Annotated in this window: 17 protein-coding genes; 5 read left to right on the top strand and 12 right to left on the bottom strand. The window is 68.7% G+C overall.

The window, feature by feature from the left end:
- Position 1: 1 nt before the first annotated feature.
- The 3 genes from dctP to ACSVC7_RS12385 form a co-directional block, all read right to left on the bottom strand.
- Positions 2–1024, bottom strand: a complete 1023-nt coding sequence (gene dctP / locus ACSVC7_RS12395) for a TRAP transporter substrate-binding protein DctP (RefSeq protein WP_448205842.1) — start codon at positions 1022–1024, stop codon at positions 2–4.
- A gap of 366 nt (positions 1025–1390) precedes the next feature.
- The gene (locus ACSVC7_RS12390; RefSeq protein ID WP_448205841.1) at positions 1391–1567 is read right to left on the bottom strand and encodes a hypothetical protein; all 177 of its coding nucleotides are present in this window, start codon (positions 1565–1567) and stop codon (positions 1391–1393) included.
- Positions 1568–1799: 232 nt separating this feature from the next.
- Positions 1800–2888, bottom strand: coding sequence for a CBS domain-containing protein (locus ACSVC7_RS12385; protein WP_448205840.1), 1089 nt, complete (start codon positions 2886–2888; stop codon positions 1800–1802).
- Between the two features lie 484 nt (positions 2889–3372).
- On the opposite strand from ACSVC7_RS12385, the gene ACSVC7_RS12380 reads away from it, so the two are divergent.
- The 4 genes from ACSVC7_RS12380 (at position 3373) to ACSVC7_RS12365 (ending at position 10214) form a co-directional block, all read left to right on the top strand.
- Positions 3373–3606, top strand: a complete 234-nt coding sequence (locus ACSVC7_RS12380; protein WP_448205839.1) for a hypothetical protein — start codon at positions 3373–3375, stop codon at positions 3604–3606.
- A 411-nt stretch (positions 3607–4017) separates the two neighbouring features.
- Positions 4018–9015 carry a Calx-beta domain-containing protein gene (locus tag ACSVC7_RS12375; RefSeq protein ID WP_483508331.1) on the top strand — a complete coding sequence of 1666 codons (4998 nt, stop codon included), beginning with the start codon at positions 4018–4020 and terminating at the stop codon, positions 9013–9015.
- 134 nt (positions 9016–9149) lie between these two features.
- Positions 9150–9668, top strand: a complete 519-nt coding sequence (locus tag ACSVC7_RS12370) for a hemerythrin domain-containing protein (RefSeq protein WP_448205837.1) — start codon at positions 9150–9152, stop codon at positions 9666–9668.
- Positions 9669–9710: 42 nt separating this feature from the next.
- Positions 9711–10214 (top strand): DUF2249 domain-containing protein, encoded by a 504-nt coding sequence (locus ACSVC7_RS12365; protein ID WP_448205836.1) that lies wholly within the window; start codon positions 9711–9713, stop codon positions 10212–10214.
- A 69-nt stretch (positions 10215–10283) separates the two neighbouring features.
- Here ACSVC7_RS12365 and ACSVC7_RS12360 read toward each other — a convergent pair whose 3' ends face one another.
- Together ACSVC7_RS12360 and ACSVC7_RS12355 are read right to left on the bottom strand one after the other, a co-directional pair.
- Entirely contained in the window at positions 10284–11390 is a 1107-nt protein-coding gene (locus ACSVC7_RS12360; RefSeq protein WP_448205835.1) for a ferritin-like domain-containing protein, read from the bottom strand.
- Positions 11391–11435: 45 nt separating this feature from the next.
- On the bottom strand, positions 11436–13217 hold the full coding sequence (locus ACSVC7_RS12355) for a hypothetical protein (protein ID WP_448205834.1): 1782 nt from the start codon (positions 13215–13217) through the stop codon (positions 11436–11438).
- A 323-nt stretch (positions 13218–13540) separates the two neighbouring features.
- Between ACSVC7_RS12355 and ACSVC7_RS12350 the strand changes: the two genes are divergently transcribed.
- The gene (locus ACSVC7_RS12350) at positions 13541–14734 is read left to right on the top strand and encodes a 3-dehydroquinate synthase (protein ID WP_448205833.1); all 1194 of its coding nucleotides are present in this window, start codon (positions 13541–13543) and stop codon (positions 14732–14734) included.
- Between the two features lie 399 nt (positions 14735–15133).
- Here ACSVC7_RS12350 and ACSVC7_RS12345 read toward each other — a convergent pair whose 3' ends face one another.
- The 7 genes from ACSVC7_RS12345 to ACSVC7_RS12315 are packed head-to-tail and all read right to left on the bottom strand — an operon-like array spanning position 15134 to position 21947.
- On the bottom strand, positions 15134–16231 hold the full coding sequence (locus ACSVC7_RS12345; RefSeq protein WP_448205832.1) for an ABC transporter substrate-binding protein: 1098 nt from the start codon (positions 16229–16231) through the stop codon (positions 15134–15136).
- A gap of 44 nt (positions 16232–16275) precedes the next feature.
- The gene (locus ACSVC7_RS12340; protein WP_448205831.1) at positions 16276–17427 is read right to left on the bottom strand and encodes an NAD(P)/FAD-dependent oxidoreductase; all 1152 of its coding nucleotides are present in this window, start codon (positions 17425–17427) and stop codon (positions 16276–16278) included.
- Complete coding sequence (locus ACSVC7_RS12335) at positions 17424–18806, bottom strand: FAD/NAD(P)-dependent oxidoreductase (RefSeq protein ID WP_448205830.1); 1383 nt, start codon at positions 18804–18806, stop codon at positions 17424–17426. The genes ACSVC7_RS12340 and ACSVC7_RS12335 overlap by 4 nt, the downstream gene beginning before the upstream one ends.
- Positions 18803–19111 carry a (2Fe-2S)-binding protein gene (locus ACSVC7_RS12330; protein ID WP_448205829.1) on the bottom strand — a complete coding sequence of 103 codons (309 nt, stop codon included), beginning with the start codon at positions 19109–19111 and terminating at the stop codon, positions 18803–18805. The genes ACSVC7_RS12335 and ACSVC7_RS12330 overlap by 4 nt, the downstream gene beginning before the upstream one ends.
- A gap of 28 nt (positions 19112–19139) precedes the next feature.
- Complete coding sequence (locus ACSVC7_RS12325; RefSeq protein WP_448205828.1) at positions 19140–19934, bottom strand: ABC transporter permease; 795 nt, start codon at positions 19932–19934, stop codon at positions 19140–19142.
- A gap of 7 nt (positions 19935–19941) precedes the next feature.
- Positions 19942–20862 (bottom strand): ABC transporter permease, encoded by a 921-nt coding sequence (locus ACSVC7_RS12320; protein WP_448205827.1) that lies wholly within the window; start codon positions 20860–20862, stop codon positions 19942–19944.
- Complete coding sequence (locus ACSVC7_RS12315) at positions 20859–21947, bottom strand: ABC transporter ATP-binding protein (RefSeq protein ID WP_448205826.1); 1089 nt, start codon at positions 21945–21947, stop codon at positions 20859–20861. The genes ACSVC7_RS12320 and ACSVC7_RS12315 overlap by 4 nt, the downstream gene beginning before the upstream one ends.
- Positions 21948–21985 lie beyond the last annotated feature (38 nt).

Genomic DNA, 21985 nt, shown 5'->3' with positions numbered 1-21985 from the left:
ATCAGATCTGCTCCGCCAGCTTCAGCAGGCGGGCGCCGTCCTTGGTGCGGTCGGCGAAGTCCTTCCAGGCGGTGGCGCGGGCGATGTCGGTCCAGCGCCGGACGGCCTCCTCCGGCATGTCCTGCACCTGGACGCCGGCCTTGGCGTAGATCTGCGCGACCTTCTCGTCGTCCTCGCGGGCGGCCTTGTAGCCGAAGGCCTCCATCTCCTCGCCCACGGCCTCCAGCACCGTCTGCTGCTCGGGCGGCAGGCTGTCGAAGATGGGCTTCGACATCATCAGCGGCTCCAGCATGTACCAGTAGCTCTTCTGGCGCGGGGCGGTCAGGTTCTTGGACAGCTCCTCCAGCTTGAAGGAGATCAGGCTGGTGGAGGAGGTGATGGCGGCGTCCACGGCGCCGGTCTGCATGCCGGCGTACAGCTCGTTCGACGGGATGGTGCTGACCGCGGCGCCGGCCTCCTTCAGCATCATGTCCATCTCGCGGCTGCCGCCGCGCACCTTCATGCCCTTCACGTCCGCCGGGTTGACGATGGGTCCGCCGCGCGACGCGGTGCCGCCGGCCTGCCAGATCCAGGTCAGCAGCTTGATGCCCTTGCCGTCGAGGATGCGGGTCAGCTCGCGCCCGATCTCCGCCTTGCGCCACTTCATGCCCTGGTCGTAGCTGGTGACCAGGCAGGGCATCAGGCCCAGGTTGGTCTCCGGCACTTCGCCGCCGGCGTAGGGCATGGGGTAGAAGCTGAGGTCCAGCGCCCCTTTGCGCATGGCGCTGAACTGCGCCACCGTCTTCATCAGGGACGAGTTGGGGTAGATGTCGAACCGCAGCGCGCCGTTCGTCCGCTTTTCCACCTCGGCGGCGAAGCGCCGGCACAGCCGGTCGCGGAAATCGCCTTCCTCCAGCGTGCCGCCGGGAAACTGGTGGGAGATCTTCAGCGTCCGGGCCTCGCCCGCCTGGCCGAGCCGGGCCGCCGCGACGATGGCCGGCGCCGCCATCATGCCGCCGAGGACGGTGCGTCGGGAAACGATCATGGAATCAGCCTCCTGTCAGGATGCGGGCAGTCCTGCATCCGTGCGCGGGCCTCGGCGAGGCTGCTGCGGGTTGGGGATGCCGCAGGAAATCGGGTCGAAAAGCGCGCGGAGCGGGGGTGTGCCCGCCCGGCCGTCGGCGGCGAGCCGGGCCACTCGGGCCGGACCGCTCAGGGAAGTGCGCTAGGTCGGGCTGAGCCGAACGTCTCTCTGGATCATGGCGTCCTCCCCCGTGGTCCTTTGCCGTGGCCCTTGGCGGGCTCATCCGTGCGTTTTTTCTGTGATTTGCATACCGCGAAATGTTGGTATGCGCAACAGATCAAAGGGCCGACGATTGGCGCGTCCCTCATCAAAAGTCATAGTTCCCCGTCACCATTTGGGAACCAGCGGAAGCAACAACGGGCGTGACGTTCCGGAAAGCACGCCGGCGTGATCGGAATTGCCCGTGTTTCGATGCGATAAAAGAATGAGAGCAAAAGCAACGGCCGCGATGAAGAGAAGCATCAAAGCAGCCGTCATGCCGATCCGACGGTCCTTTGCTTGCATGTTTGTCCCTCCCCCTTTCGTACCGGTGGACGCATGGTAATGGCATGCGCCACCCTGCGCCGGTTCGATTTCGGGTAAGGAGGGTGAGCAAGCTTTTCTTGTATCGTATCGGCCACATACCCCTTTCTATTGGGGCCTTTTTATCGGTCCCTTTCCATGCGTTCGGGGACCTGACCGGGAAGGGGCGGGAAAGAGCGCTGGCGCGACGGACCGTCGCCGCGCCAGTAAGTGCCTACCTCCGGCGAGCCCGAAGGCGCTGCGAATGCTGGCCGGTGTCGCGCGCGATGCCCGCCAGGGTCTGCCCGGCGGTTTCAGGCGACTGCCGCTCGGCCAGATCGCCGATGGAGACGATGCCGACCAGATGCTGGCGGCGGTCCATCACCGGAAGGCGACGGAGCTGCTGTTCGGCCATGAGTTCGGCAACGTGCTCGATCTCCTCGTCCTCGTAGCAGTACTCCACCTCGTCGGACATGATGTCGCGGACGCGCGTCTTGGCCGGATCCTTGGCGCCGCCGACCAGCCGGATGGCGATGTCCCGGTCGGTGATGACGCCGAGCACCCGGCCGTTGTCGGCCACCGGCAACACCCCGGTGTTCTCGCGGCTCATCAGCTGTGCGGCTTCCTGAACGGTGGCGTCCGGGCGCACCTTCCGGACCTCGCGCGTCATCACCTCCCCGATTCTGGGGGCGCGCTGCGGGCGGCGGCGCCGTCCGCGCTCGGCCTCGCTCGCCTGGGCCTGTTCCAGCGGGCGCACCGCCTCGTTCGCCAGCTGCTGCGCCGCCCGGACCATCTCGGCGCTGCCCTGGGTCATCGCCTGCAGATACTCGCGGATGAAGCGTTGCTGCCAGGACGCCATGCCGCCCATGTTGGCCTGCTGCACCAGCTCCTGCATGGCCCGGATGTTGGTCTGGACGATGCGTTCCAGCAGGCTGCTCGCCGCCTGCTGCATGCCGCGCAGCCCTTCGTTGGTGAAGGTCGAGAAGCTCACCATCAGGCGCGCGCTTTCGGCCGCGTCGCGCAGCGTGTCGGCCATCATGTCGCCCAGCCGTTCGAACTGGTCGGCGCCCGCCTCCGCGAGGTGCTGCGCCCCTTGCCCGACGCTTTCCAGGCTGCGGCGAGCGGTCTGCCCACCCGCTTCCATGCTCCGCTGTGCCGCCTGGGCGCTTTCCTGCAGGGTGCGTCCGATCACCTGTCCGCCGTCGCGAAGCGCCTCCGCTTCGGTCTGTGTGCCGGACCGTGTCGCTTCGCTCATGCGCTTGGCAAGGGAGGCGGCCGATTCAGCCTCGCCACCCGGCATGTCGTCCGGTCGTTGTTGTGCCATGTCATAACCCTCCGATTGTTCTTCATTGCCCACCGTTGAGAAGCCCGTTCGACAGAGATGAACGGCGGGTGGGAAGATGCCGACACAGCGCACCCGAGCACTGGAAATGTGGTGCACCGCGCGGACTATGGAAAGGTCGGTCTTTCACACGGCAACCGCAAGGCAAAATTCTTCGGATCATTTCAATATTCGGTATGGTCTCCTATTCGAAAATTGGCCTGAGTCTCACCGAAATCCGGCCTTTCCTTTGGTGTCGCGGCCGTCATTTGGGGAGATCCCATATCGGTTCGTGCGTGGAGCGGCGGTGCGGTCTCCTTTTTCCCGTTCCGCCGTTCCATCCGGGCCGCGAGGGTCACCCCGCCCGAAAGCCCTGCCCGGAAGTCCCGCCCAGAAGTCCCATTGGGATCATCTCGCCTTCGGGGCGCGGCGGTGCCATTCTTGAAGGGATCAGACGACCCTCGACCTATAGCCGGAGAGACGCCCGATGACGCCCCAAGAGATCCCGCTTCCGTTCGAGCGCACCTTCACCAGCTTCCTCCCCGCCGGGCTGGCGCCCTGGCTGTGCCGCCTGCTGCAGGTGAAGCAGGGCGTCCATTTCGTCATGGAACCGGACACGGCGGCCGGTTCGACCCGGCTGCTGGCCTGCAACCAGCAGATCATCCTCTGCGCCGCCTGCGCGGTGGCCGATCCCGACTACATGAAGCGGATCGGCGCCTGATTCCACCCGGTCGCGGCGCAAGACGCCGCCCTTGCGACCCTTCCGGACGGTACCGCGACGTTTTCCGCCGCCCGCCCCGCGAGCATCTCAAGGCAGTCTGGCGCCGTCATCGCGCCCGGCTCCCCGGCACAAGGCCCCGCCAATTCGGCGGGGCCTTTTCGTTTGGGCCGGCAGGGGCGTTCGCCGCTTTGACGCAAGACGGCAGCCATTAGGACATATATGTCCTTCGCCACGAACTATGGGTTGAATTGAACCGATTGCATTCGTATTAATCGCAATGTCGCGGCGTCAGAATATTGCCCTGGGAGAATGGGATCGGCTGAGTCGCGGCATGGTGGGGGAAAGATCCGGACGGGGGGCCGAGGACGCAGGCCCATCCGGCGCATCGGAGAAGCGCGGGGGAACGAGGACATGGCAGCGGGCATCACCATCGACGACACGCTCACCGGCGACGCGGCGATCGACACCGAATTGACCGGGGTGAGGTGGGCGACGGCCACGCTGACCTACAGCTTTCCCGGGGTGATCGGCGACCTGTCCGACTATCCGGCCGACAACGTCGTGGACCCCGACGTCTTCACGCCGCTGACGGCGGAGGAGCAAGCCGTCGTCCAATCCGCCTTCGATCGCTGGAGCGGCGTCGCCGACATCACCTTCACCCTCGCGCCCGCACCCGACCTTGGGGACATCCGTGTCTACTGGTACCGGGATCCGGGGAACCCGACCGCCCGTGCCTTCGATCTGGCCGGAGAGCAGCCGGACGCCGGCGACATCCAGATCGGCGACGGCGTGCCCGAGGACCAGGACGAGGCCTGGATCCCCGGCGACTATTCCTACATGACCATCGTGCACGAGATCGGGCACGCCCTCGGCCTGAAGCATCCGCACGAGGCCGAGAACGGCTTTCCCGCCGCCGACCCGAACCAGGATTCCGTCGAGCTCTCGGTGATGAGCTACCGGTCCTACGCGGCGGCGGACCCCGACGGCGGCTACGTCATCGCGCCCGGAAGCTATCCGGCCGGCCCGATGCTGAACGACATCGCGGCCATCCAGCACCTGTACGGCGCGAACTGGTCCACCAACGACGGCGACACGACCTACCGCTTCGACCCCGACGCCCCGGTGGTGTTCGACGCCATCTGGGACGGCGGTGGCATCGACACCTACGACCTGTCGGCCTACACCACCGACCTGTTCATCAACCTGGACCCCGGCGGCTGGTCCAGCTTCGGCGGCCAGTTCGCGGAGCTTCGGCCGGCGGATTGGGACGAACATGGCAATCCCACCGACGCGATCCACACCACGGTCAACATCGCCAACGCCTATCTCTTCGAGGGCAACACCGACTCGCTGATCGAGAACGCCACGGGCGGATCCGGCAACGACACGCTGCTCGGTAACCAGGCCGACAACCACCTCATCGGCAACGACGGCGACGACATCCTGCAGGGCGGCGACGGCGCGGACCGCCTGAGCGGCGGCAGCGGCGCCAACCTCATCGATGGCGGTGGCGGTGTCGACATGCTGATGCTGGACAGGGCGCCCGTGTCGGCGGAGCAGCAGGACGACGGGTCCTGGGTGATCGACACCGGCGACGGCATCGACAGGGTTTTTAGCGTCGAATTCCTCGCGATCGGGGACATGGCCCCCATCCGCATCGAAGACATCAACGCGCAGCCGATCCTCTCCATCGCCGCCTCCGGCGCCGCGAGGCTGGAAGGCAATAGCGGCGACACCGCCCTTGCCTTCACCGTGACCCGATCGGGCAACATCACCGTCGAATCCACGGTGAGATACACGGTGGCCGGATCGGGCGCGAACGCCGCCGACGCGGCCGATTTCGGGGGGACGCTGCCTTCCGGGACAATCCATTTCGCCGCCGGCGAGACGTTCGCGACCATCACGGTCAACGCGTCCGGCGATGGTCTGGCCGAAGCGGACGAGACCTTCACCGTCACGCTTTCCGACCCGACCGGAGCGGTGCTGGACACCGCCAGCGCGACCGGCACCATCCGGGACGACGACACGCCGCGGCCGGGCGGGGCGAAGGGCGTTCCCATCCCCGGGACGCCGACCGGCGTTCCGGCCATCGACACGGAGCTGTACGGCACGAAGTGGGACACCACCACGCTGACCTACAGCTTCCCCACCACGGTCGACGACCTGTCCGACTACACGTCGCCCGAGGACTTTGTCGTCGATTCCGCCTTCAAGCCCCTGGACACGCAGGATCAGGCGGCCGTCCGGTCCGCCCTGAACGCCTGGAGCGGCGTCGCGAACGTCACCTTCACCGAGGCGCCCGACTCCTTTCGCGGGGACCTCCGGCTCTACTGGTATCCGGGCCTCGCGTCCACCGCGCAGGTCGTCGATTTCCCGTCCGACAAGCCCGAAGCCGGCGACATCCAGCTCGGCAGCGCCGTCGCCGACGATGTCGACCAGAATGCCTGGGCCGCAGGCAGCTATGGCTACCAGTCCCTGATCCACGAGCTTGGGCACGCGCTCGGCCTGAAGCATCCGCACGACGCCCTCAACGGCTTCCCCACCGCCGACCCGGCCGCCGATTCCCTTGAGGTCTCGGTGATGAGCTACCGGTCCTATCCGGGGGCGGACGCTGAGGGCAGCGGCTACACGAACGGTCCGGGGAGCTACCCGGCCGCGCCGATGATGAACGACATCGCGGCCATCCAGCATCTGTACGGCGCGAACTGGTCGACCAACGCCGGCGACACGACCTACCGCTTCGATCCGGAAACCGCGGTCGTCTTCCAGACGGTCTGGGACGGCGGCGGCACCGACACCTACGACCTGTCGAACTACGCCACCGATCTGGTGCTCGACCTGCGGCCCGGCGGCTGGTCCGATTTCCGGGGCCAGCGCGCGCAGCTGGGTGAAGGAAATCCGGACGGGGGGAACCCCGGCGCCCCGATCCGCGCCGTCGGCAACTTGGCCAACGCGTATCTGTACGACGGCAACGCCGCGTCGCTGATCGAGAACGCCATCGGCGGCGCCGGCAACGACACGCTGACCGGCAACCAGGCCAACAACCGGCTGGTCGGCAACGACGGCGACGACGTCCTCTCCGCAGACTCCGGCGACGACATCGTTGCCGCGTCGGACACGCTGGAGGGTGGAAACGGCAACGACACGCTGCTGGGTGGCAAGGGCTGCGACTGGCTGGACGGCGGGGCCGGCGACAATGTGATCGACGGCGGCCTCGGCTACGACATGCTGGTGCTGCCGTCGGTTCCGCTGTCGGTGGCCTTGCAGAACGACGGATCGTGGCGTGTCGACACCGGCGCCGGCATCGACACGCTTCGGAACGTGGAAGCCCTCCAGATCGGTTCGCTGGACCCCTTCGGCATCGAGGAGTTCGGGAAGCCACCGTCGTACGGGATCAGCAGCGCCGAATTCCTGGTGGTGGAGGGTGATGGGGGCGTGGTGCCCTTCACCTTCGTCGTGAGCCGCACGGGGGACGTCACCCGGGCCTCCTCCGTGCCGTACGCGGTTGTCGGCGGCCACGGCAGCCCCGTCGATGCCGCCGATTTCGGCGGAATCCTGCCCAGCGGCACGATCGATTTCGCTCCGTTGGAGTCCAGGAAGACGCTCACGATCGGCATCTCCGGCGACAGCGCGGTCGAACAGGACGAAGACTTCGAAATCAGGCTGGGAGCATCGGGCCCGTCCATCACCGGCTTGATCCGGAACGACGACGCCAGCCTTTCCATCGCCGCAGCCGACGCCGCCAAAACCGAAGGGAGGGACGGTACCACCCGGCTCACCTTCACGGTGACGCGCACGGGCGACATTGAGAAGGCGTGCTCGGTGGACTACGCTGTGACCGGGTCGGGCAGCAACCCCGCCGACGCGGCGGACTTCGGGGGGGCGCTGCCCACCGGAACGGTCCGCTTCGCCGCCGGGGAGGGCGTGCGGACCATCACCGTCGCCGTCGCCGGCGACGGCATCCCGGAGCCGGACGAGGCCTTCGCGGTCACCCTCGCCAACCCGGTGGGGGCGACCCTCGCCACGGCCTCGGCGGTCGGCACGATCCTGAACGACGATGCCGGCGACGGCGGCGGCCTGCTGCCGCTCGGCGACACGCAGGTGGACGGCGTGGCGGTCCGCAACCGCCAGGGCACGACCCCCGCCGGGGTCGATGTGCCCTTCGTCGAAACCGCCATGGACCAGGACGTGCCGGCGGACGACCGGGACGGCGTGACGGTCGCGCTGATGCGGGGCGGCGGGAACGCGCCGCTGCTCCAGGCGAACGTCTCGTCGGGTGGCCGCATCACCGCCTTCGGGCCGCAGTCCACGGTGGACGGCGGGCGCCTCGCCACCGTCTTCGACGGCATGCTGGCGACCCTTCTGCCCGACGACCGGGGGACGGCGATCCGGGACACGCTGCGCGGCTTCGCGGCCGGGGCCGGCACCAACAGCCAGATGACCGTGCGGACGCTGACGCCGACGGGCACGGGGCCGGTCACCATCACCGGATCCTCCAGCGCCGATGCGCCGCGCGAGGCGCTGATCCTCAACATGCGCGGCAACCCCGGCGGCTCGGTCGTGCTGAACAACGTCGATTTCCTGGCGATCGTCGGCAAGGGCACCTTCACCGGCGGGGAGGGCAGCAGCCTGACCATCGGCGATGATGACGCGCAGGTCGTGAACCTCGGCCCCGACGACGACACCACGCGCGGAGGCGGCGGCGACGACGTGATCGCCAGCACCACCGGGCGCGACCTGCTGGCCGGCGACGACGGCAACGACACGCTCAACGGCGGGGCGGACAACGACACGCTGCTGGGCGGCGCCGACAACGACGTGGCCGGCGGCGGAACGGGCGACGACCTGATCAGCGGCGACGGCGGCAACGACACCCTGCTCGGCGAGGACGGCAACGACACCGCCATCGGCGGCACCGGCAACGACCTGCTGTTCGGCATGGATGGCGCGGACCTGCTGACCGGCGACGACGGGGCGGACACCCTGCTCGGCGGGGCCGGCGCCGATTCCCTCCTCGGCGGGGCGGGCAACGACCTGATCGACGGCGGCGCCGACGGTGATCTGGCCGATGGTGGCGACGGAAACGACACGCTGTTCGGCGGCGCTGGCAACGACACGCTGTTCGGCGGGGCCGGCGACGACGCGCTGTGGGGCGGCGAGGGCGACGACTGGCTGATCGGCGGGGCGGGGACGGACGTGTTCGGCTTCACGCTTGGCGGCGGCAACGACTGGGTGTTCGGGTTCAACCCGGACGACGACCTGCTGGGCTTCGCCGTTCCGGGCATCACCGTCGCCGACCTGAAGGCGGGCGCCCGGACGGTCGGCAACAACACGGTCTTCACGCTGTCGGACAAGAGCACGGTCACGGTGGTCGGCGTCACCGGCGTGACCGATGCCTGGTTCCGCTGACCGGCGGGGTTTCCGATCGGGGGTTTGGGGGAACGGATCAGCGCGACGGTGGCTTCCCGTGGCCGCTTGACCGCCGTCAAGGATAGTCCGACCGATTTGGTCAACTTTCCGTCTCGCCACAACCGAGACGCCCCATGCACACCGACAGCCGGACCGGCCAGCTTCTGCACGAGGATCATCACCGCGTCATCGACCTGCTGAACGCCCTGGACGCCTGCCTGGATGCGTGGCTGGAGGGCCGGACGGACGATGGCGCGGTTCCCGTCGCATCGGCGGCGGACCGCGCCCTTCTGGCCGCCCTGGCCAAGGAATTCGGCGAGGATCTGGAACGGCATTTCGCGCTGGAGGAGGACGCGCTCTTCCCAGCGATCGCCGCCGCGGGCGCCTACGAACTGACCACGGATCTGGCGGCCGACCACGAGGCCCTGCGCCCGGTCGCCCGGCGCTTCGCGCGCCTGTGCACGCTGGTTCTTCGCAACGACGCCGACGGGGGCTTCGACGAGGAAAGCTGGCCCCTCTTCCAGCATTTCAGCCGCCAGTTGAGCGAGGGTCTCGTCCTGCACATCCAGAAGGAGGAGACCACGCTGCTCGCCGCCATCGACGCCGTGCTGCCGCCGGACCAGGACATGGCCCTGGCGGGCGCCTACCGGTAACCCCCGCCCTTTCGATCCCTGATTACGGAGACTCCTCCCGCCATGCCGTCCGCCCAGAACACGCCGAACATCGACGTTCAGTCCATCCCGCCCTACCTGCGCCATCAGGTCATCATCGAGGCGGTGCAGGGGCTGGCGCCCGGCGATGCCTTCACCCTGGTCAACGACCACGACCCGCGCCCCTTGCACCACCAGCTGCGGGCGCTCTTCGCCGATTCCTTCGCGTGGGAGTATCTGGAGCAGGGGCCGGAGGTGTGGCGTGTCCGCATTTCCAGGCCGGAACAGGCCGCGTCCGCCACGACCAGCCACCGGATCCGGATCGAGCGGACCGGCCGGATTCAGGGTGCGGATGCGTCCGACCGGCTCGGACCGGCGGAGAACGGCGCGCTGGTCTGCGAGGTGACGGACTGCCCGCCGAACGCGACGCTGGACGACGTGCTCGACCTCATGCAGGGCGTGGTTCCGCCGGCCGGCGTGCTGAGCATCCCCTTCGACCGCCTGATGGCGCGCCGGAACGGCTCCTGCTGCGGCGGCATGTGCGGCTGATGCCGGAGAGCGCCGGCACGGGGGGGGGGGGGGGGGGGGGCGGACCGGACGACGCGCCGTGAACGGCCATCAGGGGATGTACTGCCAGGTCGGCGCCGCGAACTTGCCCGGCTGACCCGGCATCGGGATCGCCATCAGCTGCTTGGCCTGGATCTTCAGGTCGAACATCAGGCCGATGGCGTCGTTGATCTTGTCCGGGTTGCCGTTGAAGCTTTGGTCGAGCGCCTTCAGCAGGTTCGAGTAGTAGGTGTTGAAGGCCTGCGACTGCACCGCCGCGGCGGAACCGGACGGGTAGTCCGCCTGATCCGGATCGTCGATGATGGCCTGCACGCCGGTCGGGTCGAAGGGGACCTCCTGGTCCGTGAAGACCCAGCCGTCGGGTCCCTTCTCGATTTTGCGGCCTTTGTAGATTTCGTAGAAGGTGTAGTAGTGGGCCATCGTGCCGTCGGATTCCTCCGGCGTGGACGGGGTGCCCTCCCCCTCGCGGATGATGCGCGCGATCGCGGCCAGCGCGTCGTCGAGGCACAGGATCGGCGTCACGCCCAGCATGCCGACGACCTGCCCCTTGGCGGTGTGCGAGAACACCCCGTCGCCGAGCGCGGTCAGGGTCTTCGCGATGTCCTCGTAGAACTCGCCGATGGTGCGGTGGTTTTCGCGAAGGTCGGACGGGGCCGCCTTCGGAGCGGCGTCCTCGACGTCGATGGGGGTGGCCGGTTCCTCGATGATCATGAAGCAGTTCTCGACCTGATCCTTCGAGAAGGGCCTCAGATGCACCACGAACTCCGGCTGGCCGGGCTGCGTGCCGATGTTCCCGGGCAGGCCGCCGGGGTATTTCGGCACGAACTTCGGGTCGGCGATGGACGGCTTTCCGCCGATGGCGACCAGGATGTTGGCCGCCTGGCAGAAGTGTCCCATCTCCTGCATGGCCACGCCGACGATCATCCCGGCGATCATGCCGTTCTTCGATTCGTCGAGCGAGTAGGCGGCCTGGAGATAGACCGGCAGGGTGGCGTGCTCCACCTCGACGGCGAGCTGGAGCGCGTTGCGCACGTCGTCCAGCGTCTTCAGCGGGGCCGTTTTCACATAAAGGGAGGGACCGCGCTTGCGCAGGTCGGCGGCCTTGGCGCCGGCCACCGGGACCGTCGGCGCCAAGGCCAGCAGGGTATCAGTCGTCATGTCTGGTCTCCATCGACCGGATGGTGGGGGTGAAGGGGCGGCCCGTTACCAGTGCAGGGCCGACGTGACGGCCGCCAGCGCAGGCGATTCCTTCTTGGCTTTCGGCGCGGGCTCGGTGGGCTCGCCCCGCACGGGGTTGGTGGCCCATTTGAGGATCGCCGTCTTCTTGGCCGGCGACAGGTCGCGCACCGCCGGCATGTAGTTCGGGTTCTCCTCCGGCAGCGACATGGCGAACTGGAGCGCGTACAGGTGCTTGCACACGCTGTCGTAGTCGCCCATGTCGAGCACCGGCAGCATCACCGGGTAGAGGTTGGCGTATTGCGTGAGGATCGGCTTGATGTCGGCTTCCCAGGTCGGCTCCTCGGGAACGTCGTAGCCGCTCCACACCAGCACGCTGACGAAATCCGACGCGTTGTGGTAGCTGGTGGCGGTGGCGTCCGCCAGCGCCGGGCGCACGCCGTAGACCTGCCCGTCGATGTCGTCGGCCTTGCGCGGCTCGCCCGGATCCTGCGCGGTCAGGGTCAGGGTGGCCTTGCCCGCCGCGTCGGTTGTGACGGTCGAGGGGAACTGCAACGCGCTTTCCGGCGTGCCGACGGCCGGCACCCCGCCGGCACCCGGCGTCAGGCCGCTGGTATCGTAGGTGGACGCGACCGCGGCCCCGGCCAGCGGCTTGCCGAACCGGGTCGCCCACAGCGTCACCGGCGCCGTCTCGCCGGGGCTCATGCGGAAGACGAACTGGTCCGCGCGCACCATCTTGCCGTCGGGGGGTTCCTGCGCCAGCACGGTCTTGACCGCCGGGTCGTAGACGGCCAGCGGGCTGGACGCGATGGCGGCGAGCTGCGCGTCGGTCAGGGCGAATTCGCAGATGCCCGCCGTGCGCTCGTACCACGCGTTGTCGGGCTTGACCTCGCCCAGCGTCCGGAAGACCGGCGGGCTCTCGAAATAGCCGACCTGGAGCGTGTCCCCGACGATGGCCCCGCGCCAAGTCTGGAACGCGATGGAGTTGCCGAGGTCGATGGACAGCGACTTGCGCGCCTCGTTCACCACGGCGGTGGCGTAGTTGAAGGTGGAGTTCGACTGGGTCGGCTGGAGCTTGCGGCCGAGCGTGAAGAAGCGCGGCTCGTCGGCGGTCGCGATGCCGATGGTGCCGGTGATCAGGCCGGTCGTGAAGTCCGGCGGGTTCGGCAGGTAGCGCGTGCCGTCGCTGCCGATGTCGTAGCCGCCGTTGTAGCCGACCACGTTGAACTTGATCGACAGCAGCCCGGTCTTTTCGGCGGCCTCGCGCAGCGACGCCAGGAACGGCGACGGGCCGACGTCGCCCCAGGCCAGATCGGTCAGCACCGACTGCCAGCAGGCTCCCATCAGGCTCGGACTGTGCAGCGGATGCTCCAGCGTCGGGTCCTGCGCCAGCGTCCGCGTCCACAGATCGGTGAAGGACGCGACGGCGAAGTTGCCGCGAACCGCCTCCTTGCCGTCACGGCTGGCCAGCCGCAAGATCATGCCCCAGATGGCCGAGACCGACTGCTGTTCGGTGTCCAGATCGACCAGCTTGGCGGGCGGCTGGTCGTCGGCGTCGGTCACCGCCATGCCGAGGACGGGGTCGCCGGCCGCGCTGCTGCCGTCCGCGTTGACGGCGTTGGTCACCACGCAGTCCGTCAGCCGCCACACGCCCGTGCCGTAGGGGTTCCAGTAGCCGATGTTCCAGTCCGCGTAGTCTTCGGCGGTGTAGCGTTTCCGCTCGTAATTGTTCGGGTAATTGTTGACCGTCGAAACATCGGCGATGAATTTGCCCGTGAAATTCAGTCGCGGTCCAGTCAGATACGACATCCGGATCTCCCCCTTTCAGTGCGCAGAGCGCGGCGCGAAAGCCCAAGTAACCCACAAAAAGAATCGTGCAAAGCCCGGCATGGTCCCGTAATTATCGGCTTCGATAACGATAATTCGGCCTATATGGAAGTCATGCTCTCGTATTCGTCATGAAATCAACAATGAGTGCATATGGATGCTGCGGCAACTTTTGTTGTTATTCGGATATCAGAGAAATTTTCCATTGAACAGATCCATTGCGCCTCTGTGGATACATCTGTACGCTTCTGCGGCGAAAATCGCTTCTTTGTGCGGAAGACCCCCCAAAACCCAAGGCCGGCCTCATGCACCACCCGCCCTGCCCGGACGTTCGGACCCACATCCACCGCCAGCGCTTCACGGTGTCCTTCGAATACGCGGTCGCCTTCACGCGGCACGCCTTCGATCCCGGCAACCCGACCCTGGCCGACGCCATGGGGACGGCTGGGGCGGACCCGCGCCCGCGCTGCCTCGCCTTCGTGGACGCGGGCGTGCTCGCCGGGCACCCGGATCTGGCCGACGACATCGCCGCCCATTTCGCCGCCCGAAGCGACCTGCCGGTGCTGGTGGCGCCGCCGCAGCTTCTACCCGGTGGGGAGGCGGTGAAGAACGACCCGACGCTGATCGGCCGCATGCACGACGCCATTCTGGGGCACGGCATCGACCGGCATTCCTATGTGCTGGCGGTGGGCGGCGGCGCCTTCCTCGACGCGGTCGGGCTGGCCGCGTCCACCGCGCATCGCGGCGTGCGGCTGGTGCGGATGCCGACCACCGTGCTGGCGCAGAACGATTCCGGCGTGGGCGTGAAGAGCGCCATCAACCTGAACGGCGCCAAGAACCAGATCGGCACCTTCGCCCCGCCCTGGGCGGTGGTCAACGACGCCGCCTTCCTCGACAGCCTGCCGGAGCGCGACCGCGTCGCCGGCATGGCGGAAGCGGTGAAGGTCGCGCTGATCCGCGACGGCGCCTTCTTCGAATGGCTGGAGCGGTCAGCCGACGCGCTGACCCTGTTCGAGCCGGACGCGGTGGGCTATTCGATCCGCCGCTGCGCCGAGCTTCACATGCGCCAGATCGCCGAGGGCGGCGACCCGTTCGAGCAGGGCAGCGCCCGCCCGCTGGACTTCGGCCACTGGTCCGCCCACAAGCTGGAGACGCTGAGCCGCAACCATCTGCGCCACGGCGAGGCGGTGGCCATCGGGATCGCGCTCGACACCCGCTATTCGGTGCTGGCCGGCCTGCTGCCGGAGGGGGAGGACCTGCGCGTCGCGGTCCTGCTGGAGCATCTGGGCTTCCGCCTGTGGCACCCGGCGCTGGCGCGCCGCGACGCCGCCGGACGGCCGCTGGTGCTGGCCGGGCTGGAGGAGTTCCGCGAACATCTCGGCGGGCGCCTGACCATCACGCTGCTGGCGGGGATCGGCCGGGGAATCGAGGTGAACGCCATGGATCCGGCGCTGGTGGAAAGCGCCATCGCCTGGCTGGCCGAGCGGGAAGCCCGCTGACGCACCCGCCGGACAGCCGGGGCTCCCTGGTGCATCGAGCGTCCGGCGGGATTTTGCTCATACCCGAAGCGACCCTGTGAGCACAGCCATGCTGTGTCCAAAAACCCTGGAAGCTTTCCGTTTGCGTCATGCCCGGACTTGATCCCATAGGCGCTAAGTTTAGCCGCTGTGTGACTGAATCTGGTTTCCACGCCATTTCCATCGTCATCCCCGCGAAGGCGGGGATCCAGAAAACTTCGCGCTTAAGCACCTGATTTGGCTGGATCCCCGCCTTCGCGGGGATGACGGGATGGGACGGTGGTTGCCCATGGCAGGCCACTCCGAACGGCTAAAGTTAGCACCCGTGGGCTCGACCCGGCCATCCACGTCGCTCCGCGGGACACCGGCGCGGCGGGTGCTTCAGCGTTCGATTTCCTTGTTCCAACGCTGGTTCCACTCCGGGCGCTTCTCGTTGATGACGTCCCAGTCGACCAGAACGGCGTTCTTCATGTAGCCCTGGAAGGTTTCGACCAGCTTGGCCGTCTCGCCGGTCGGCTTGACCGTGGTGTTGGACGGGATCTGGCTGCCGTGCTCCAGCGCCTTGCTCTGCGCGTCGGCAGCCAGCAGGAAGGCGGCGAGCTTCTGGGACAGGTCCGGTTCGCTGTTGTTGGCGACCACGCATTCGGCGACCATCAGCACGGCGGAGCCTTCCTTCGGCTGCGCGTATTCCACGGGAATGCCCTTGTCCTTCAGGGCCCCCACGGCGGTCGGCGTAAGCGGGAAAAGCGCCGCCTCGCCCGTCTGGACCATCTCCGAAATCTTCGCGGAGCTGGGGATGTATTCCAGGACGTTCGGGCCGATGGTGCCGCGCCACGCCTTGAAGCCGGGCTCCACATTGGCTTCGGTGCCGCCCTGGATGCGGTTGAACATCAGGAAGGCGTGCAGGCCGAAGCTGCTGCTGGCCGCCGACTGCACGACGACCTTTCCCTTGTACTTGGCGTCGGCGAGATCCATCCAGGAGGTCGGGGGCGCCCAGCCCTTCTCCTGGAACATCTTGGTGTTGTAGGCGAGGCCGGTCATGCCCATGTTGACGCCGACCGCCATGTCCCCCTTCAGGCGGGCCGTCGGATAGACCTCGTCCAGCACCGGCGACGGCGCGGTCTTCTGGCACAGCCCCATGCCCATGGCGCGGTACATCAGCCCGTCGTCCAGGAAGACGACATGCATCTGCGGGTTGTCCTTCTGGGCCTGCAGCTTGGCCAGTATGTCCGACGACGTGCCCGGCACCACCACGACCTTGGCGCCCGTCGCCTTTTCGAAGGCGGGGAAGACGTGCTCGGTGTAGGTCTTCTCCATCGTGCCGCCGTTCATGCCGATGTACAGCGTCTTGGTCTGGGCCTCGGCGGTGCCGGCGGTCCCCGCGGCCAGCGCGGTGCACAGCAGGGCGGCGCGGAGGGCGCTGGTCGGGTGGGCGTTGGATGTGCGGGCGTTGGATGTAAGGGCGGGGGGCTGCGTCATGACGTGGTCTCCTTGTTCGTTGGTGATTGTTTGAGGGCTCGCGATCAGTGACCGGGCGTGTGGGCAAGGCCGGGAGCCGCGTCGGCGCTTGCGAAACGGGTGATGCGGAAGGCGTCCAGCGGCGCGGACGACCGGCCGTCGCGGACCAGTTCGGCCAGCGCCTCACCCACCGCCGGTCCGATCTGGAACCCGGCGCCGGAGAAGCCGAAGGCGTGGAACAGGCCCGGCGTGGTGGCGCTGGGGCCGATGATGGGGTTGCGGTCGGGGGTGTAGCCCTCCACGCCCGTCCAGCAACGGATGACGTGGGCGTGGCGCAGCTGGGGGAACAGATCCACGGCCTCGCCCATCAGGGTCAGCACGGCGTCGCGTTGCGGCCGGGCGCGATCGGCGTCCAGCGCGAAGCCGCGCCCCCCGCCGATCACCATGTTGCCACGCTCCACCTGCCGGCCGTAGACGCCACCGCCCTCCACCCCGATGTTGACGTCGAGGAAGCGCGGAACCGGTTCGGTGACCGCCATGCAGGGGTGGGCGGAGGTCAGGGGCACCGGTTCCCCGAAGGTTTCGGCAAGGCGCCCCGACCAGGCGCCGGAACAGTTCAGCAGGATGCGGGACCGCACCTCCAGCCCGTCGCCGCTGCGCAGGACGAAACGGTCGCCCGCGCGCTCCACGGCATCCACCGGGGTCTGCTCCCGCACCACGGCACCGGCGCGCGCCGCCGCGCGGGCGAAGGCGGGCGAGACGATGCGCGGGTTGGCGTGCCCGTCTTCCGGGCAGAGGGAGCCTCCGACCGCCCGGTCGCCCAGTTCCGGATAGCGCGCGCGGAAGGCGTCTCCGGCGATGATTTCCAGCCCCAGCCCGAAATCGGCGAAGCGCCGGTTGTAGGCGATCAGGGATTCCAGGTCGGCCTCGCTGCGGGCCAGCTTCAGGTGGCCGGAGCGCACATACTCCCCGTCCGTCCCGATCAGGGCGGGCAGTTGCCCCCAGATCCGATGGGCGCGCTGCGACAGCGGCAGCTGTTCCGGCGCGCGGCCCTGGCGGCGCACGCCGCCGTAGTTCACGCCGCTGGCCTTGGCCCCGCACCAGTCGCGCTCCAGCAGCACGACCCCGAATCCCATCCGGCGCAGGAACAGCGCCGCCGACCCGCCGACGATGCCGCCGCCGACCACGGCGACGTCGGTGTCCAGACGCTCGATCATGACGCCACCTCGTCGTCCCGCAGCCCGGCCGCGAAGGGAAGCGGCTTCACCGGCGGCTGCGCGCGCAGGCGTCCCACGCCATCCGGCCCCGTGCCGAGCGACTGGGCCAGCAGCTCCGTGGCCGTGGCCCCGCACATGCGTCCCTGGCAACGCCCCATGCCGATGCGGGTCAGCGCCTTCAGCCGATTGATCTCCATGGCACCGTCCTCCCGGGCGGCGCGGCGCAGTGTGCCGGCGGTGATCTCCTCGCACCGGCACAGCACCGTGTCGTCGGGCACCGTGGCGGCCCAGTCCACCGGAAAGGGGAAGGCGGCGGCCAGCGCCCGGCGGAAGCGCGCGGCGGCGGTCAGACGCTGCTCAAGCTGCGCCGCCCGCGCGGTGTCGAACCCGTGGCCGGCGTCCTCCAGCAGGGCAAGCGCCGCCCGTTCCCCGGCGAGTTCCGCGGCGTCCGCCCCGGCAATTCCTGCACCGTCGCCCGCCACATAGACACCGGGGACGGAACTGCGTCCGGCGGGCGTCCGTTCCGGCAGCCAGGCGCGGTCCATGGCGTCGAAGCGGAAGCGGCAGCCCGCCAGATCGGCAAGCTGGGTTTCCGAGCGCAGGCCGAGCCCGAAGGCCACGGCGTCGCAGGCGGTGCGCCTCTCCCGGCCGCCCTGGCGCCAGACCAGCGCCGCCACGCGCCGATCCCCCTCGACCCGCAGGGGCCGCACGCCGGTGCGCAGCGGCACGCCATGGGCGCGCAGCCACCCGACATAGTACAGACCCTTGGCGAAGGTCGCCGGGTCGCGCAGGAGGCCGGGTGCTGCCCGCGTCTGGTCCAGCGTGGTCGCGGTGTCGAGCACCGCCGCGACCGTCGCCCCCGCCCTGGCATACTGGTAGGCGACGAGATACAGCAGCGGCCCGGTGCCGAGGAAGGTCACGCGCTCGCCCACCGCGCAGCCCTGGAACTTCAGCGCCACCTGCGCGGCGCCCAGCGTGAAGACGCCGGGCGTCGTCCAGCCCGGAAAGGGCAGAACGCGGTCGGTCGCGCCGGTCGCCAGGATCAGATGCGTGAAGGGAAGGGTGTCCGACCGCCCGTCGCGGGTGACGTCCAGCGCCCCCGCCTCGACGTTCCACACGAGGCTGCGCGGGCGGTAGTCGACCTCCGTCCGGATCGCCGCCATGGCCCGGTGGAGGGCGTCGGCCTTCCCGGTCTCGAACCCGTAGAGCGCGCGCTTGGGCCGTTGGAAGCCCTCCGGCGGCTGGCGGTAGATCTGGCCGCCCCAGCGGGCGGCTTCGTCGATGACCACCGGGCGCAGGCCGGCGGCGACCAGCGCCTCGGCGGCGCGGACGCCGGCCGGGCCGGCGCCGACGATCACGGGACGCAACGGCGCGCTCATGACGGCACCCCCGTTCCGGACATTGCATCCGTCCCGGAGACAAGGCGCATGCCGTCCTCGATGAAGGTGGAACAGGCGCGCAGGCGTCGGCCGTCCTCGGTGCGCACCCAGCAATCCTGGCAGGCGCCCATCAGGCAGAATCCGGCGCGCGGCTGCCCGCTGAACTCGGACGCGCGCAGCCGGTCGCCGTTGATCAGCATGGCGGTCAGCACGGTGTCGCCCTCCAGGGCCTCGCACGGGCGTCCGTCCAGGAAGAAGGGCACCGTGCGCCGGCTCCGCTCGGCGATGCGCAGGAGGAGGGGCATGGGGATGGTCGTCTCCATGATGGGCCGGTCAGCGTTGACCGACCAGGATCCGGTCGAGGCCGTACACGCGGTCCAGCAGCAGCGCCGCCGCCGCGGTGATTGCGATGATCAGGGCGGACACGGCGGCCATCATCGGGTCGATGGATTCGGTGGCGTACATGTACATCCGCACCGGCAGCGTCACCGTGGACGGCGAGGTGATGAAGATGGACATGGTCAGCTCGTCGAAGCTGTTGATGAAGGCCAGCAGCCAGCCGCCGGTGACGCCCGGCAGGATCATCGGCAGCGTCACGCGCCGGAACACCGTCGCCTCGCTGGCTCCCAGCGAATAGGCCGCCTGCTCCACGCTGCGGTCGAAGCCGCTGATGGCGGCGACCAGCAGGCGCATCACAAAGGGCGTGACGATCACCACATGCGCCGCCACCAGCCAGCCGAAGCTGCCCGTGGCGCCGACCACCGCGAACAGGCGCAGCATCGCCACGCCCAGGACCAGATGCGGGATGATCAGGGGCGACAGGAACAGCGCGTTCAGGAACGCCCGCCCGCGAAACTCCCACCGGGTGATGGCCAGCGCCGCGGGCACGGCCGCCGCCACGGCGATGGTCGCCGCCAGGAAGGCCAGCCACAGGCTGTTCCAGAAGGACTGCACGAAGTCGGGGTGGGCGAACACCGCCTTGAACCAGCGCACCGACAGCCCGGCGGTCGGCAGGGTCAGCGTGTTTTCCGGCGTGAAGGCGACCAGGCACACGATGACCAGCGGCGCCAGCATGAACACCACGACCAGCGTGTGGAAGAGAAGCGCGATCGGACCGTTCCTCGTCATGGCGCCCTCACCCCATCCGCCGGCGGTAATGGCCGTCCACCACATGATGGTAGGTCAGCATCACGATCAGGTTGGCGAGCAGCAGGATGACCGCGACGGCGGCGCCCAGCGGCCAGTTCAGTTCGCCCAGATACTGGTCGTAGACGACGGTCGCCACCATCTTCAGCCGCCGTCCGCCGAGCAGGCCGGGAATGGCGAAGGCGCTGGCGCTCAGCCCGAAGACGATCAGGCTGCCGGACAGGATGCCCGGAAGGATCTGCGGGGCCACGACGCGCAGCATGGTCGTGGCGCGCGAGGCCCCGAAGGACAGGGCCGCCTGCTCCACCGCCGGGTCGAGCTTTTGCAGCGAGGTCCAGACGGGAATGACCATGAAGGGAAGCATGATGTGCACCAGCGCCACGACCACCGTGCCCTCGCTGTAGAGCAGGCGCGTGCGCCCGATGCCGACGGCCTGGAGGATCATGTTCACCACGCCCTCCGGCCCCAGCAGCATGCTCCACCCGAAGGCGCGCACCACCACCGACACCAGCAGCGGCGCCAGCACCACCAGCAGGAAGAGGGAGCGCCAGGGCTTGCCCATCCGGCTGAGGATCACCGCTTCCGGCACCCCGACGACCGCGCAGATCGCCGTCGCCAGGGCCGCCACCCGGAAGGTGCGCAGGAAGATGTCCAGGTAATAGCCGTCGCTCAGCACCTCGGCGTAGTGGGCGAGCGTGAAGCCGTGGGTGCGTCCCGTCGCGTGCTCGTACTCGTTGAAGGACAGCAGCAGGGTCAGCAGCAGCGGCGTCAGCACCAGCGTGGCGAACAGCAGCGCCGCCGGTCCGGCCATCAGGCCGGGGGCAAGCCGCTTCCAAACCGTGGGGGCCGCGGCCTGGGCGGAGTCGGGAGCGGGATCGGTGAGGGCGGGTTCGGTGGAGACGCTGCTCATTCCAACTCCTCCAGCGCCGGGGCGGCGGACAGCGCGCCGCGATGCACGCGCACCACGGACGCCGGCCAGTCGATTCCGACCGGGGTGCCGGGGTCGAGCGGCGGCTCCCCGTCGTTCGACGCCACGGCCATCAGAGGGCCAAGGGGACCGTCCAGGTGGTAGAGCCACTGGCTGCCCAGGAAGAAGCGGTCGGTTACCCGCCCGTCCATTCGTCCCCGCCCCGGATCGGTGAGGCGCATTTTTTCCGGACGGATGCACAGGACGACGGCGTCCCCGGCCGACAGGCCGTCGGCCCGGACCTCCACCGGAATGGCGGCGAGAGAAACGGCGGCCTTTCCGTCCGCCACCGCCGCCACGCTGCCCGGCAGCATGTTGGTCTTGCCCACGAAGCGGGAAATGAACTCCGTCTCCGGATGCTCGTAGATGCGGTAGGGCTGGTCGATCTGCGTGATCCGGCCCGCCTCCATCACCACCACGCGGTCGCTGATGGAGAAGGCCTCCGCCTGATCGTGGGTGACCATGATGGTGGTGGTGCCGACCTTGCGCTGGATGTCGCGCAATTCGAACTGCATGGCCTCGCGCAGTTTGGCGTCCAGGTTCGACAGCGGCTCGTCCAGCAGCAGGACCGGCGGGCGGATGACGATGGCGCGGGCCAGGGCCACGCGCTGCCGCTGGCCGCCGGACAGTTCGCGGGGATAGCGGCCGGCGTGCTTGTCCAGATGGACCAGCGCCAACGCCTCCTCCACCCGCGCCGCGCGCTCCGCCTTCGGGACGCGGCGCATCTCCAGCCCGAAGCTGACGTTGTCGGACACGGTCATGTGCGGGAACAGCGCGTAGCTCTGGAACACGATGCCCAGGCCGCGGCTGTTCGGCTTGGTCCGCGTGATGTCGCGCCCGTCCAGTTCGATGGTGCCGCCCGTCACCTCCACGAAGCCGGCGATCATCTGGAGCGTCGTCGTCTTTCCGCAGCCCGACGGCCCCAGCAGGGAGACGAACTCCCCCTTTTCCACCGAGAGGCTCACATCGCCGACCGCCTCGAACGAGCCGTAGCGCTTGGTGACGTTGCGCAGGGTAAGGAAGGACACGGGGTGGGTCTCCCTGAAGCGGACGTTTCACGTCTGCC

Source organism: Azospirillum mesophilum (assembly GCF_053470405.2).
Note: the sequence above shows the minus strand (reverse complement) of the source record. Positions and strands in the feature narration are given on the sequence as shown.

Coding starts and splice junctions, on each gene's coding strand:
- ACSVC7_RS12385 (WP_448205840.1), bottom strand. CDS start 2,888: ATGGCACAACAACGACCGGACGACATGCCGGGTGGCGAGGCTGAATCG.
- ACSVC7_RS12320 (WP_448205827.1), bottom strand. CDS start 20,862: ATGAGCAGCGTCTCCACCGAACCCGCCCTCACCGATCCCGCTCCCGAC.
- ACSVC7_RS12325 (WP_448205828.1), bottom strand. CDS start 19,934: ATGACGAGGAACGGTCCGATCGCGCTTCTCTTCCACACGCTGGTCGTG.
- ACSVC7_RS12365 (WP_448205836.1), top strand. CDS start 9,711: ATGCCGTCCGCCCAGAACACGCCGAACATCGACGTTCAGTCCATCCCG.
- ACSVC7_RS12340 (WP_448205831.1), bottom strand. CDS start 17,427: ATGATCGAGCGTCTGGACACCGACGTCGCCGTGGTCGGCGGCGGCATC.
- ACSVC7_RS12390 (WP_448205841.1), bottom strand. CDS start 1,567: ATGCAAGCAAAGGACCGTCGGATCGGCATGACGGCTGCTTTGATGCTT.
- ACSVC7_RS12375 (WP_483508331.1), top strand. CDS start 4,018: ATGGCAGCGGGCATCACCATCGACGACACGCTCACCGGCGACGCGGCG.
- ACSVC7_RS12335 (WP_448205830.1), bottom strand. CDS start 18,806: ATGAGCGCGCCGTTGCGTCCCGTGATCGTCGGCGCCGGCCCGGCCGGC.
- ACSVC7_RS12330 (WP_448205829.1), bottom strand. CDS start 19,111: ATGCCCCTCCTCCTGCGCATCGCCGAGCGGAGCCGGCGCACGGTGCCC.
- ACSVC7_RS12360 (WP_448205835.1), bottom strand. CDS start 11,390: ATGACGACTGATACCCTGCTGGCCTTGGCGCCGACGGTCCCGGTGGCC.
- ACSVC7_RS12355 (WP_448205834.1), bottom strand. CDS start 13,217: ATGTCGTATCTGACTGGACCGCGACTGAATTTCACGGGCAAATTCATC.
- ACSVC7_RS12380 (WP_448205839.1), top strand. CDS start 3,373: ATGACGCCCCAAGAGATCCCGCTTCCGTTCGAGCGCACCTTCACCAGC.
- ACSVC7_RS12350 (WP_448205833.1), top strand. CDS start 13,541: ATGCACCACCCGCCCTGCCCGGACGTTCGGACCCACATCCACCGCCAG.
- dctP (WP_448205842.1), bottom strand. CDS start 1,024: ATGATCGTTTCCCGACGCACCGTCCTCGGCGGCATGATGGCGGCGCCG.
- ACSVC7_RS12345 (WP_448205832.1), bottom strand. CDS start 16,231: ATGACGCAGCCCCCCGCCCTTACATCCAACGCCCGCACATCCAACGCC.
- ACSVC7_RS12370 (WP_448205837.1), top strand. CDS start 9,150: ATGCACACCGACAGCCGGACCGGCCAGCTTCTGCACGAGGATCATCAC.